At 68.1% G+C, this 13642-nt stretch carries 12 protein-coding genes; 7 read left to right on the top strand and 5 right to left on the bottom strand.

Features of this window, described 5'->3' with window-relative positions; genetic code table 11:
• Positions 1-42 precede the first annotated feature (42 nt).
• Positions 43-1485, bottom strand: coding sequence for an aspartate aminotransferase family protein (locus C5B96_RS08050; RefSeq protein WP_104244704.1), 1443 nt, complete (start codon positions 1483-1485; stop codon positions 43-45).
• A 2-nt stretch (positions 1486-1487) separates the two neighbouring features.
• On the bottom strand, positions 1488-1955 hold the full coding sequence (locus tag C5B96_RS08045; protein WP_104244702.1) for an Lrp/AsnC family transcriptional regulator: 468 nt from the start codon (positions 1953-1955) through the stop codon (positions 1488-1490).
• A gap of 166 nt (positions 1956-2121) precedes the next feature.
• Here C5B96_RS08045 and C5B96_RS08040 point away from each other — a divergent pair, with 166 nt between their 5' ends.
• The 5 genes from C5B96_RS08040 to C5B96_RS08020 all read left to right on the top strand — a co-directional run bounded on the left by C5B96_RS08040 (position 2122) and on the right by C5B96_RS08020 (position 7298).
• Complete coding sequence (locus C5B96_RS08040; protein ID WP_104244700.1) at positions 2122-2901, top strand: PP2C family serine/threonine-protein phosphatase; 780 nt, start codon at positions 2122-2124, stop codon at positions 2899-2901.
• A gap of 181 nt (positions 2902-3082) precedes the next feature.
• Complete coding sequence (locus C5B96_RS08035) at positions 3083-4288, top strand: PotD/PotF family extracellular solute-binding protein (protein WP_233189079.1); 1206 nt, start codon at positions 3083-3085, stop codon at positions 4286-4288.
• Positions 4288-5499 (top strand): ABC transporter ATP-binding protein, encoded by a 1212-nt coding sequence (locus C5B96_RS08030; RefSeq protein WP_104244696.1) that lies wholly within the window; start codon positions 4288-4290, stop codon positions 5497-5499. The genes C5B96_RS08035 and C5B96_RS08030 overlap by 1 nt, the downstream gene beginning before the upstream one ends.
• Before the next feature lie 3 nt (positions 5500-5502).
• Positions 5503-6417 carry an ABC transporter permease gene (locus C5B96_RS08025; RefSeq protein WP_104244694.1) on the top strand — a complete coding sequence of 305 codons (915 nt, stop codon included), beginning with the start codon at positions 5503-5505 and terminating at the stop codon, positions 6415-6417.
• Positions 6414-7298 (top strand): ABC transporter permease, encoded by an 885-nt coding sequence (locus C5B96_RS08020; protein WP_104244692.1) that lies wholly within the window; start codon positions 6414-6416, stop codon positions 7296-7298. Before C5B96_RS08025 ends, C5B96_RS08020 begins: the two co-directional genes overlap by 4 nt.
• Before the next feature lie 75 nt (positions 7299-7373).
• Here C5B96_RS08020 and C5B96_RS08015 read toward each other — a convergent pair whose 3' ends face one another.
• The 3 genes from C5B96_RS08015 to gabT all read right to left on the bottom strand — a co-directional run bounded on the left by C5B96_RS08015 (position 7374) and on the right by gabT (position 11559).
• Positions 7374-8498 carry a putative Ig domain-containing protein gene (locus tag C5B96_RS08015; RefSeq protein ID WP_158507141.1) on the bottom strand — a complete coding sequence of 375 codons (1125 nt, stop codon included), beginning with the start codon at positions 8496-8498 and terminating at the stop codon, positions 7374-7376.
• A 380-nt stretch (positions 8499-8878) separates the two neighbouring features.
• Positions 8879-10189, bottom strand: a complete 1311-nt coding sequence (locus C5B96_RS08010) for an asparaginase (RefSeq protein WP_146078118.1) — start codon at positions 10187-10189, stop codon at positions 8879-8881.
• Positions 10186-11559 (bottom strand): 4-aminobutyrate--2-oxoglutarate transaminase, encoded by a 1374-nt coding sequence (gabT, locus tag C5B96_RS08005; protein WP_104244688.1) that lies wholly within the window; start codon positions 11557-11559, stop codon positions 10186-10188. The genes C5B96_RS08010 and gabT overlap by 4 nt, the downstream gene beginning before the upstream one ends.
• Before the next feature lie 43 nt (positions 11560-11602).
• Between gabT and C5B96_RS08000 the strand changes: the two genes are divergently transcribed.
• Together C5B96_RS08000 and C5B96_RS07995 are read left to right on the top strand one after the other, a co-directional pair.
• The gene (locus C5B96_RS08000; protein WP_104244686.1) at positions 11603-12061 is read left to right on the top strand and encodes an OsmC family protein; all 459 of its coding nucleotides are present in this window, start codon (positions 11603-11605) and stop codon (positions 12059-12061) included.
• A 58-nt stretch (positions 12062-12119) separates the two neighbouring features.
• Entirely contained in the window at positions 12120-13478 is a 1359-nt protein-coding gene (locus C5B96_RS07995) for a DHA2 family efflux MFS transporter permease subunit (RefSeq protein WP_104244684.1), read from the top strand.
• Positions 13479-13642: the final 164 nt, after the last annotated feature.

The following is a 13642-nucleotide window of genomic DNA, read 5'->3' as shown; positions in this document are numbered from 1 at the left end:
AGGGCATCCTCCGCGGCGCGCGGCGGGGGTGGGCGCAGCGCGTCAGAGCCGCCCCCACGCCTCCGTCAGCACGCCGCGGAGGATGCCCTCGATCTCGTCGAACTCGGGCTGCCCGATCGTGAGCGGCGGCGCGAGCTGGATCACCGGGTCGCCGCGGTCGTCGGCCCGGCAGTAGAGCCCCGCATCGAACAGCGCCTTCGATAGAAAGCCGCGCAGCAGCCGCTCCGACTCGTCGTCGTCGAACGTCTCCTTCGTCGCCTTGTCTTTCACGAGCTCGATGCCGAAGAAGTAGCCGTCGCCGCGCACGTCGCCGACGATCGGCAGGTCATTGAGGCGCGAAAGCGTCGAGCGGAAGGCCGGCGACAGCGTGCGCACGCGTTCGTTCAGCTTCTCCTCCTCGAAGATGTCGAGGTTCTCGAGGGCCACAGCCGCCGAGACCGGATGCCCGCCGAAGGTGTAGCCGTGGTAGAACGACGTGTTGCCGTGCTTGAACGGCTCGTACAGCCGGTCCGACACGATGGTCGCCCCGACGGGGGAGTAGCCGCTCGTCATTCCCTTGGCGCACGTGATCATGTCGGGCACATAACCGTATTCATCGCAGGCGAACATGTGCCCGATGCGACCGAAGGCGCAGATCACTTCGTCGCTGACGAGGAGAACGTCGTACTTGTCGCAGATCTCGCGCACCCGCTTGAAGTAGCCGGGCGGCGGCGGGAAGCAGCCGCCCGAGTTCTGCACCGGTTCGAGGAAGACCGCCGCAACCGTCTCCGGCCCCTCGAACAGGATCATCTCCTCGATGCGGTCGGCCGCCCACACCCCGAACGCCGCGAGGTCGTCGGCGTGCTCGGTGGCCCGGTAGAAGTTCGTGTTCGGCACCCGGAAGCCGCCCGGCGTGACGGGTTCGAACATCTCCTTCATCGCCGGGATGCCGGTGATGGCCAGCGCACCCTGGGTGGTGCCGTGGTAGGCGACGGCCCGGGAGATGATCTTGTGCTTGGTCGGCCGGCCCTGCAGCTTCCAGTAGTACTTCGCCAGCTTGAAGGCGGTCTCGACGGCCTCGCCGCCCCCTGTCGAGAAGAACACGCGGTTCAGGTCGCCCGGCGCGTAGCCGGCGAGCCGGTCGGCGAGTTCGATGGCCGACGGATGCGCGTACGACCACAACGGGAAGAACGCGAGCTCAGCGGCCTGCTTCGCTGCCACCTCGGCCAGGCGCTGCCGCCCGTGCCCGGCGTTCACGACGAAGAGGCCCGACAGGCCGTCGATGTACTTCTTGCCCGTGGAGTCCCAGATGTGGTGCCCCTCGCCCTTGACGATGATGGGCACGCCGGCGCCGTCTTCCATCACCGACTGGCGGGAGAAGTGCATCCAGAGGTGGTCCTTCGCCTTCTGCTGCAGGTCGGCTTCGTCGAACTTCGACGAGAGCCCGGGGTCGGAGACCGCCGACGACGAGGTGTTCGGCGTGACGGGAGTGGGCGTGATGGTCATGGTTACCGTGTTCCCCAGTTGTAGAGCTGCTTGTGCAGCTTCAGGTAGACGAAGGTCTCGGTCGAGAGCACGCCCGGGAGGGTGCGGATCTCCGAGTTCAGGAGGGTGATGAGGTCGTCGTCGTTCTCGCAGACGACCTCGATCATCAGGTCGAAGGTGCCGGCGGTGAGCACGACATAGTCGACGGCGGGGATGGCGGCCAGGGCGTCGGCGATCAGCCGGGTGTCACCGGTGACCTTCAGCCCCACCATGGCCTGGCGGTAGAAACCGAGCTGCAGCGGGTCGGTGACGGCGACGATCTGCATGACGCCGGCATCGGTGAGTTTCTGCACCCGTTGGCGCACGGCTGCCTCGCTCAGGCCGACCGCTTTGCCGATCTCGGCGTAGGAGCGCCGGCCGTCGACCTGCAGCTGTTCGATGATCGCTTTCGCGGTCTCGTCGAGCGGGGGGTGCCGTGGTTTCGGGCTCATGGCCCGATTCTGTCAGTCGGGACCGGCCCGTGCAAGCGGATCCGCAGCCGGAGGGCCGGGTGACGGTCGAAAACGACAGCCGCGCCGGTCGGTAGGCGGCATCGTCTAGTCTTGACTCCAGCGGTTGCTGTCCCGAAACGCAGCCGGTCAGAGAAAGACCTCCGGCGTGACCCAGATTGGCGAGAGTGCCGCGCGCATCCGTGTGGCAGGCCCCCGGGCATCCAGTGACGCCTTCACCGTGTCATGGTGCGCGCTGACCGACGTCGGGCGTAAGCGCAAGGTGAACGAAGACAGCGTCGCAGCAGTGCCGCCGATCTTCGCGGTGGCCGACGGCATGGGCGGGCACGCGGCGGGCGAGGTGGCCAGCGCCGCGGTCGTGAACCGCCTCGGTGCCGTGCAGGGAGCCGAGTTCACCACGGGCGACGTCATAGACGGCGCGCTCTCGCTGGCGCTCGAGGACATCGACGTGGTCGGCGACGCGAACGTGCTCGGCACCGGAACGACCGTGACGGGCGTCGCGCTCACGCTGGTCGACGACGAGCCGAAGTGGGCGGTCTTCAACATCGGCGACTCCCGTGTGTACCAGTTTCTGAACGGAGCGCTCGAACGTCTCACCGTCGACCACTCGGTGGTGCAGGAGCTGGTGGATGCCGGGCTCATCACCGCCGAGCAGGCCGAGACGCACCCCGACAGCAACATCATCACCCGCGCGGTCGGCTTTCACGAGAAGCCCGTTCCCGACTACTCGGTGCTCGACATCGTCGACGGCCAGCGCCTGCTCGTCTGCAGCGACGGGCTGACGAAGGAGCTGACCGACCACGGCATCGCGCACTACCTGCAGCAGCTCTCGACCGCCGAAGAAGCCGCGACCGGTCTCGTCGACGCTGCGCTGACCAACGGTGGTCGCGACAATGTCACGGTGCTCGTCATCGATGTGAGCCGCTGAGGCCTGTACAGACCTAATCGAAGGTCCGGGCGCGGGGTCGACACGGATTTCGTGACGATCATGTTTCCAAATCGAGCATTCCGTCACTTTCACCCCATCGGTCTGCTGCGCTGTGCCAGTATCGAGTTCACCGATTGTGAGGGAGCCCGAGCCGATGCCACTACAACCGCCACAAGACCCGATGATCATCCAGGCCATCCGTCATTCGCAGGCCATGCAGCGTGCCCGCCAGCTGAACCTCACGCGGCGCGGGTTCCTCGGCGCGATGGGCCTCGGCGCGACCGCCCTCGCGTTGGCGGCCTGCGCACCCGTGACAGCGACGCAGAAGGCGCTGACCCCCGCGACTGACGCCTCCGCCACCGAGAAGACCCTGATCTGGGACAACTGGCCGGGGTACATGGACGAAGACGACGCCGGTGCCAATCCGACGCTCGATGCGTTCCGCAGCCAGAGCGGCATCGACGTGACGTACAACGTCGCCGTCGACGACAACAACACCTACTACGCCAAGGTGAAGGACCAGCTCGCCCTGGGGCAGGACATCGGCACCGACACGGTCTGCCTCACCGACTGGATGGTCTCTCGACTCGTTCGCCTCGGCTACCTGCAGGATCTCGACCACGCGAACATGCCGAACCTCGCCAACATGAACGCCTCGTTCTCGAACCCCGACTTCGACCCGGGCCGCGCGAAGAGCGTGCCGTGGCAGGGCGGCTTCGCGGGAATCTGCTGGAACACCGAGAAGGTGCCGAACGGCCTGAAGTCGATCGACGACCTGTGGAGCGCCGACCTCAAGGGCCGCGTCGGTGTGCTGAGCGAGATGCGCGACACGATCGGGCTCATCATGCTCAACCAGGGCACCGACATCACCGGTGAATGGGCGGACGACAAATTCACCAACGCCATGGATGTCTTCACCAAGCAGGTGAGCGACGGCCAGATCCGCAACATCAAGGGCAACCAGTACCTCAACGACCTGCAGAGCGAAGACACCTACGCCGCGATCTGCTGGTCGGGCGACATCACCTCGCTGAACGCGACGGCGGGCGACAAGTGGCAGTTCGCCATCCCCGACTCCGGCGGAACCCTCTGGAATGACACCTTCGTCGTGCCGATGGGATCGAAGCACAAGGCCAACGCCGAGGCGATCATGGACTACTACTACGAGCCCGAGGTCGCCGCGACGCTGGCGGCCTGGGTCAACTACATCAGCCCCGTCGACGGTGCGAAGGAGGCGATGGATGCCATCGATCCCGAGCTCGCGACGAACCAGTTGATCTTCCCTGACGAAGAGACGCTGTCGAGTGTGCACGTCTTCCGCACGCTGACCGCGCAGGAGGAGAACGACTTCGGGGCGCAGTTCCAGAAAGTGCTGCTGGGCAGCTGATGGCCGCCGGAACTTTCGCCGAGAAGGGCGCAGACCTCGAACTCGTCGGCATCACCAAGACGTTCCCGGGGTTCACCGCGATCCGGTCGCTCGACCTGTTCATTCCCGCCGGATCGTTCTTCGCCCTGCTCGGGCCGTCGGGCTGCGGCAAGACGACCACACTCCGGCTGGTCGCGGGGCTCGAAGAGCCGACCGCGGGCCGCATTGTGATCGGCGGCCGCGACGTCACCTCGACGAAGTCGTTCCAGCGACCGGTGAACACGGTGTTCCAGTCGTACGCGCTGTTCCCGCACATGAGCGTTCTCGAGAACGTCGCCTTCGGGCTCCGTCGCCGCGGCATCGCCGCACCGCTCGACAAGGCGCACGAGGCGCTCCGGCTGGTCGAGCTCGACCACCTCGCCGCCCGTCGGCCGGGCCAGCTCTCGGGGGGGCAGCAGCAGCGGGTCGCCCTGGCCCGCGCGGTCGTGAACCGCCCGGCCCTGCTGCTGCTCGACGAACCGCTCGGCGCCCTCGACCTGAAGCTCCGGCGCCAGATGCAGCTCGAGCTGAAGGACATCCAGACCGAGGTCGGCCTCACGTTCCTGCACGTCACCCACGACCAGGAGGAGGCCATGACGATGGCCGACACCATCGCCGTGATGAACAAGGGCGAGATCGAGCAGATGGGTGCGCCCGAAGAGCTCTACGAGTTGCCGCGCACGGCGTTCGTCGCCAACTTCCTCGGCCAGTCCAACCTGTTCACGGGTGAGGTCGTGGGGTCGACTCCGGATGCCCTGACCGTGGCCGTGGGCGGGCAGCGGTTGGTCATCCCCTCGCAACGCGCGCCGCGGCGCACGGGAACGGTGACGGTGGGCGTGCGGCCCGAGAAGCTGCTGCTGCTGACGTCGGAGCCCGATGCAGGCTCGGTCACGGCATCCGGAACCAACACGCTCGGCCCGGGCCGCGTAATCGACGTGTCGTTCAGCGGGGTGAGCACACAGTACACGATCAGCGTGCCGGGGGTCGGCGACGTGATCGTGTTCGCGCAGAACATGGTCTTCGGCCCGGTGGTGCACGTCGGCGCAGAGGTGTGGGTGAGCTGGAACGTGGAACACGGCTTCGGGCTGGAGGATTCGCCCGAAGAGGCGGCAGCCGGCGCCGCCGAAGCCGCGGCCGCCGCGGGTGCGGACGGGGATGTCGCGACCTCCGCCCTGACGACGGTGCGGGGCTGAGCCGTGGCGTTCACCGCGTTCGCGTCAGCACCTGCCGCCGCAGAACCCGCTGTACGGAAGCGGAGCTGGATCGCGCTCGTGCTGCTGCTGCCGGGCATTCTGTACCTGCTGCTGTTCTTCATCACCCCGCTGATCTCGCTGGTGTTCACGTCGTTCCAGCAGCCGGTGATCAACGGTGACATCGGGCAGTACAGCGCGGGGTTCCAGTGGCAGAACTACACCGACAGCGTGATGCAGTACCTGCCGCTGATTCTGCGGGCCTTCGGGTACGCGCTGCTCGCGACGGTGCTGGCGCTGGTCGTCAGCTACCCGCTCGCGTACTTCATCGGGGTGAAGGTACGCGGGTATCCACTCGTGCAGAGCCTGCTGCTCACCCTGGTGATCGCGCCGTTCTTCATCAGCTTCCTGCTGCGCACGCTGGCGTGGAAGCAGATCATGAGCGACGAGGGGCCGCTCGTCGTGGGGCTCAAGGCGCTCTCGCTGTTCCCGAACGACGGGCACATCACCGGCACTCCCTTCGCGGTGATCTTCGGGCTCACCTACAACTTCATTCCGTTCATGACGCTGCCGCTGTACGCGGTGCTGGAACGAATGGATGTGCGCTACATCGAAGCGGGCAACGATCTTTATGCATCGCCGTTCACGACCTTCCGAACGATCACGGTTCCCCTGTCGATGCCGGGCATCGTGTCGGGAACACTGCTGACGTTCATCCCGGCCGCCGGCGACTACATCAACGCGTCGGGCGACTTTCTGGGATCGGCCCAGACCTCCATGGTCGGCAATGCGATCGAGTCGAACTTCCTTGTCACGCAGAACTATCCGGTGGCGGCAGCGCTGTCGATCGTGCTGATGGCGGTCATTCTGATCATCGTGGGCTTCTATGTGCGACGGGCCGGAACGGAGGACCTGGTATGAGTGCGCTGGGGTCGGCTACGCCGGGCGGAATCGCGCGGGAGCTCGAGGCTCCGGTTGCAGGCCGCCGCCGCGGCATCCGGTGGCGCGGGCTCGGACTGCCCATCTACACGGCGCTCGCGCTGCTCTTCCTGCTGATCCCGATCGCGTACACGTTCGTGTTCTCGTTCAACGACTCGGGCAAGCTGAACATCGCGTGGCAGGGGTTCACGCTCGACAAGTGGCTGCACGTCTGCGATGCGCAGGGGGTCTGCGAGGCGTTCGGCAACAGCATCCTGGTCGGGGTCGTGGCGACTGTGCTCGCGACCGCGCTCGGAACGGCGATCGCGATCGCGCTCGTTCGATACCGGTTCCGGGCGCGGGGGGCGATCTCGCTGCTGCTCTTCCTGCCGATGGCGACGCCCGAAGTGGTGCTCGGGGCGGGGCTCGCGGCGCAGTTCCTGTCGCTCGGGGTCAACAAGGGGCTCGTGACGATCATCATCGCGCACACGATGTTCTGCATCAGCTTCGTGGTCGTGACGGTGAAGGCGCGGGTCGCGTCGCTCGACCCGGCGCTCGAGGAGGCGGGGCGGGACCTGTACGGGTCGGCGACGGCGGTCTTCTGGCGGATCACGTTCCCGCTGCTGCTGCCGGGCATCGCGGCTGCGGCGCTGCTGTCGTTCGCGCTGAGCTTCGACGACTTCATCATCACGAACTTCAACTCGGGGGCGGTCGACACGTTCCCGAAGTTCATCTACATCGCGGCGGCGCGCGGCATCCCGGCCGAGGCGAACGTGGTGGCGTCGGCGGTCTTCGTGCTCGCGATCGTGCTCGTGGTCGTGGCGCAGGTGACGCGGGCGGCGCGCGCCGCGCGCGCGGCGCGCCAGGCGCGCCAGCTGCGCTGACGCGCCGCGCCGCGCGCTTCCAGCGCTAGCCGACCTGCGCGGGACCCTCCCGCGCCCGCTCGCGGTGCGCGTGAGTCAGAAGCAGAGCCAGGGCAGGCAGGGACGGACGCTCGACTCGATCACCAGGTCGAAGTGCGCCGCAGCATCCGAGCCCACGCCATTCTGGGCTGACAGGTCGACGGAATATGTGCCTGCAGCCGGTGGCGTTCCGCTCAACGTTCCCGTCGCTGGGTCGAGGGTCAGCCAGGGGTACAGCGGTGTTCCGGTGACGGCGAAACGGGGTCGGGGCAGGCCGGACGCCGTGATGGTGAAGACGTAATCGGTGCCGACGCGCCCCCGCGGGACGGCCGCCGACGTGATCACGGGCGCAGCCAAGCTCAGTTGGGACATCCAGAAACTGTCGCCGTTGGCCGAATAGATGCGTCCGGTTCGCTCATTCACAGCCATGCGCTGAGGTTGGGCGAGACGCGGCCCACCGATCGGGATGGCCGACGCGGACGGGTGACCGGTGCTGTCGGTGATGACTGCGATCTGTCCGTCTGCCGTGCCGGCAACGACCCGGTGTGACGATGCATCCGCAGCCACGCTGAGCGCTCCTCCTGTTCCGACTGCAATCGGACTGCCAATCTGCGTTCGTGTCGTCGTGTCGTAGGTGCTCACGCCCGCGCTCGACGCGACTTCGAGATGGTGGGCGATGGGATCGAGTGCGATGTTCTTGGCTGACGGGTCCACCGCGATCGGGGTTCCGTCGAGGCTGTTCGTGGCGCCGTCGATCACGGAGACCCGACCGTAGGAGCGAGCAGGGAACGCCACGAGTGCGTAGACCTTTTGACGATAGGGGTCGACCGTCAACGACGAGGGCCGGCCGGATCCGCCAGTCCCGATCGTGCTCAGCACGATCGGCGACCCCATCGTCCTGGTCAGCTCGTCGAAGACCGTGACGGTCTCCTGGTCAGCGCCTCGACCCTCGATGTAGACCTTCTGGTGCACGGCATCGACGGCGACTTCGGCGGGAGCGTTGTCGGGTCCGATGCTGTACGTCGAGACGGCGCCGGTGCCCGGGTCGATCATCGAGATGACGTGGCGGGTCAGGTAACCGGCTGCGAACAGGAGGCCGCTGTTCTGGTCGTAACTCAGGCTGGAGGCTCCGTCTGGCACGGAGATGAATCCGGAGACGACACCGTCTCGTACGACATTCACCCCGAGCATTGGTCCTGAGACTCCGATGTACACCTCGCCCGTTGTGGGATTTGTGGCGATTCCCTGGGCCTCACCTGGGTCGGACAGCAAAACGCCCATGGGGATGTTGAACAGGCCTCCGGTGTCAGTCGGGCCCGTCGTGGCCTCCGCTTTGCAAGCTCCGGAGAGCGCACCGGCGGCCAGCGCACTGATCACTCCGAAAACGACGATCTTCGATCGGACGAAAGCTGAGGTCCTTGCTCGGGGCGGGAAGGTGGTGCTGGTCACGTGAGGCTCCTGGTTCGGTGAGGACTCCGGGGCGGAGTCGTCACTTCAGAGACTCGGGAACGGTTGTTCCATTACGGCGGATCGGGAACCAGAGCGCCCGTCAGGCGGCGGGGTCAGGCCAGGGCGGCGCCCAGGCGGATGGCTCCGACGGGGGCAGCGCCGCCGTAGACGGTGAGGCCGAGGCGGGGGAGCAGCGCGTCGACGGAGTCCTGCGTGAGAGCTCCCGCGCGAACGAGGAGGGTTAGCCCGACGAGGGTGGCGGCGCGGAGGTCACCGTCGAGCATCTTGAGCGCGACCGTGGTACCCGCCGTGTCGCGGTGGTGGATCTGTTCCGCGTCACCGGTGGAGCGGGGGTCGGACTGCCCGGCGGCATCGGCGGCGCCCGGCGAGGGGGAGGCGGCGGTGGTTGACATGACCATGACGCCCTCAGCGCCGAGCTTGGAGAAGACGGCCAGCTCGTCGATGCAGAGGGTGTTGGCGCGGCCGGGTCCGTCGATCGCCCAGCCGTTCGCGAGCACCGAGGCCGTGAGGGTGGCGGCCTCCGCCGAGACCAGGCGGGCGGGGGGCGTGGCGTCGTCGGCCGCTCCGCTCGCGACAGGCTCGGTTGCACCCTGCGCGTGCGTCGCGTCGACGAACACGTCGGCGGCGACGGATGCGGCGCCGGAAGCCCGCCCGGCGCCAGCGCCGTCAACAGAAGCGCCGCCGACGAACGGGCCGCCCACGGGATGGATGATCGGGGCGAGCGGCAGCGCGGTGGTGATGCGGCCGATGCCGCGGGCGAGGCCGGTGAGCGAGACCGCGTACACGGGAGCGCCGCAGCCGTCGACGGCGGAGGCCGCGACGGTCTCGCCGGTGAGTTCCTCGATGGTCGCGAGGATGCGCTGCTGCAGGGGGTGCTCCGGTGCGAGGTACGACTCAACGGGCCACCCGTTCAGCACGCAGGCGTAGAACATCGCCGCATGCTTGCCCGAGCAGTTCATGTAGAGCGGCGAGCGGTCCAGGCCGTCGCGCACGAGGGCGTCACGCGCCGCCGACGAACCGGGCCAATCGCACGGGCACTGCAGTGCATCCGGAGCCAGCCCCGCCAGCTGCAGGATGCTCTCGACCACGGCGACGTGCTCGGCGGTTCCGGCGTGGCTGGCGGTGGCGAGCACCGTCTGCACGGCGTCGAGCGGGATGCCCGATCCGTCGCCGATCGCGCGCAGCACGGCCAGCGCCTGGAACGGCTTCAGGCAGGAGCGCGGGATGATCGGGGCCGACGGGTCGCCGTGTGCGCTGAGCACCTCGCCTGTGGAGGAGAGGACGACGGCCGACCCGACGTGGCGCGACTCGACGAATCCGCTGCGTTCGACGACCGCCAGTTCGACGGCGTCGGACGCGGCGAAGGTGCCGGCGGCAGGTGCAGCGGCAGCGGCACCACTCACGCGAGCTCCCCGGCGGCCAGCGCCGCAAAGCCGTCGTCGAGCACGCTGAGGGCGTCTTCGAGCAGAGCGTCGCTGATCGTCAGGCTGGGGAGGAAGCGCAGCACGTTGCCGTAGGTTCCGGCGGTGAGGATGAGTAACCCGTGTGCGGCGGCGTAGGCCGCGAGGGCGGTGACCGCGGCGCCGTTCGGCTCCTTGGTGGTGTCGCCGGTGCCGGGCTGCACGAGTTCGATCGCGATCATGGCGCCGACGCCACGCACCTCGCCGATGATGTCGTACTTCTTCGCCAGCTCGAGCAGGCCGTGCGACAGGGTCTGCTCCACGCGGGTCGCCTCGGCCAGGAGTCCGAGGCGTTCGATCTCGCCGAATACCGCGACGGCGGCCGCAGCCGCGACGGGGTTGCCGCCGAAGGTTCCGCCGAGACCGCCCGGCAGGGCGGCATCCATGATCTCGGAACGACCGGTGACCGCCGCGAGCGGAAGACCGCCCGCGATGCCCTTGGCCGAGAGCACCATGTCGGGCACCAGCCCGAAGTGCGTGCTCGCGAAGTACTCGCCGGTGCGGGCCATGCCGCTCTGGATCTCGTCGGCCACGAACACGATGCCGTTCTCGGTGCACCACTGCTGCAGGGCCGGCAGGAAGCCCTCGGCGGGGAGCACGAAGCCGCCCTCGCCCTGGATGGGCTCGACGACGAGGCAGGCGAGGTCGTAGGCGCCGACCGTCTTCTCGAGGTAGGCGATAGTGCGGGCCGCAGCCTCTACGCCGGTGAGTCCGTCGTGGTACGGGTAGGAGTTCGGGGCGCGGTAGACGTCGCCGGCGAACGGGCCGAAGCCGGTCGAGTAGGGCGCGGCCTTGAAGTTCATGGCCATGGTGAGGTTGGTGCGGCCGTGATAGGCGTGCTCGAGCACGGCGACGCCCGTGCGGCGGGTGTACTTGCGGGCGATCTTGACGGCGTTCTCGACGGCTTCGGCACCCGAGTTCGCGAGCATCGTCTTCTTCGGGAAGTCGCCGGGGGTGTGCTCGGCGAGCAGCTCGGCGACGCGCACGTACTCCTCGTAGGGCGTGACGGTGAAGAGGGTGTGCGTGACGTCGTGCAACTGCTCGGTCGCGGCGTCGACGACGCCCGATTGGGTGTGGCCCACCGTGGTCACACCGATGCCGGCGCCGAGGTCGATGAACTGGTTGCCGTCGACGTCGACGAGGATGGCCCCGTTGGCCTTTGCGATGTACACGGGGAGAACGGATGACACGCCGACCGGCACCACGGCGAGGCGTCGCTCGTGCAGCGCATTCGAGGCCGGGCCGGGGATCGCGGTGACGATCTTCCGCTCCTGGGGGATGGTGAACGCGGAGGTGCCGATGGTGTCAGTCATAGTCGCCAAGAATACCGGGCCGGGGCGGGCATAGGGTGGAGGCGTGACTGAGCATCGCTACACCGTGAGTGTCGAATGGCTGGGGAATCGCGGCACCGGCACGAGTGGGTACCGCGACTACTCGCGGCAGGGCGTCATCCGCGCCGCCGGCAAGGTGGAGCTGCCGTCGTCTGCCGACCGCGCGTTCCACGGCGACCGCGACCGGTGGAACCCCGAAGAGCTGCTGCTGGCGGCGCTCGCGGAATGCCACATGCTCTCGTACCTGCACGTCGCGGTGCAGCACGGCGTGGTGGTGACGGGGTACGACGACGAAGCCGTCGGCACCATGGTGCAGGAGGGGCGGGGCGGGCACTTCACGTCGGCCACGCTCCGGCCGGTGGTGACGCTGGCCGATGCGGCACAGGCCGAGCTCGCGAACAGCCTGCACCACGAGGCGAGCGGGCTGTGCTTCATTGCGCAGTCGGTCAACTTTCCGGTTCTGCACGAACCGCGTGCCCAGTGAGCGGCGTCGGTGACGGCATCCGGATGCCCGCCCGCAGCCTCGCGGGGGGCGGCACCCGGTGACGACGTACCAGCGCGTGGTTCTCGGGGTGGCGATTCTCGCCTCCTTCATCTCGTTCCTCGACGGAACCGTCATCAACGTAGCCCTGCCGGCCATCGAGCGTGAGCTCGGCGGTGGGCTCGCGGGGCAGCAGTGGGTGGTCGACGCCTACCTCATCTCGCTGACGGCGGTCATTCTGCTCGCGGGTTCGCTGAGCGACGCGTACGGCCGCCGCCGCGTGATCTTCTGGGGGCTGATCGGGTTCGGGGCGGCATCCATTCTCTGCGCCGTCTCGCCGACCGACGAGTTCCTGATCGTGAGCCGCGGCATCCAGGGCATCGCGGGGGCGCTGCTGGTGCCGAGTTCGCTCGCGATCATCATCGCGAACTTCGACGGGGCGAAGCGCGCGAAGGCGATCGGGCAGTGGACCGCCTGGACCAGCACGGCCTTCCTGGCCGGCCCGCTGCTCGGTGGGGTGCTGGTCGACCTGCTCTCGTGGCGGCTGGTGTTCGCGATCAACGTGATTCCGATCGCTGTCACGCTGCTGATGCTGCGGAAGATCCATGTCGAGCCGCCGCACGCGGTCAAGCCGATCATCGACTACCGGGGCGCGGTGCTCGGCATTCTGGGCATCGGCCTGCCGGTGTTCGCGCTGATCGAGCAGGGGCGGCTCGGCTGGGCGAACCCGGTGGTCTGGGGTGCGCTGGTGGTGGGGGTGGTCGCGTTCGCGCTGTTCCTCGTCAACGAGCGCCGGGTGCCGCAGCCGATGCTGCCGCTCAGCCTCTTTCGCGTGCGCAACTTCTGGGTCGGCAACATCGCGACGACCTTCATCTACGCGGCGCTGTCGCTCGGGCAGTTCCTGCTGACGCTCTTCCTGCAGCAGGTGGCGGGGTACACGGCGACCCAGGCCGGGCTGGCGTCGCTGCCGTCGACGATCATCAGCATCGGGCTGTCGTCGCTGTTCGGCACGCTGGCCGGCAAGTACGGGTCGCGGCTGTTCATGGCGGTCGGGCCGTTGATCGCGGCCGTCGGCTGGGTGCTGCTGTCGCAGGTCACGGAGTCGGCGAACTACGTGACAGAGGTGCTGCCGGGGTCGGTGCTCTTCGCGCTCGGGATGACGGTGACCGTCGCCCCTCTCACGGCCGCGATTCTCGGGGCGATCGATCCCGAGCGTGCGGGCATCGCGTCGGCGGTGAACAACGCGGTCTCGCGCGTGGCGGGGTTGATCGCGACCGCGGCGGCGGCGCTCATCGTGGGCGATGCGCTGACGGTCGGCGGATTCTCGCGGGGCGTGCTCGCGACGGCGGCGCTGCTCGTGGTCGGTGGGGTGGTGTCGGCGATCGGCATCCAGAACGCGCGCCGGCCCTCCAAAGCCTGACCCCCGGCATCCTGCACCCGTCGTCGTCGCCGCCGCATCGCTCGATGCGCGATCGACTCAGCGAAATCTGTCGCCTCGGGCCGTTCGCGGCGACAAAGATCGACGAGTCGATCGACGGGTGGGGCGGGCGGGGGCGGGCGGGGATGCGCAGGGGTCGCAGGGGG

It is taken from the genome of Subtercola sp. Z020, assembly GCF_002931235.1.
In the GTDB taxonomy this organism is placed as follows: Bacteria; Actinomycetota; Actinomycetes; order Actinomycetales; family Microbacteriaceae; genus Subtercola.
Note: the sequence above shows the minus strand (reverse complement) of the source record. Positions and strands in the feature narration are given on the sequence as shown.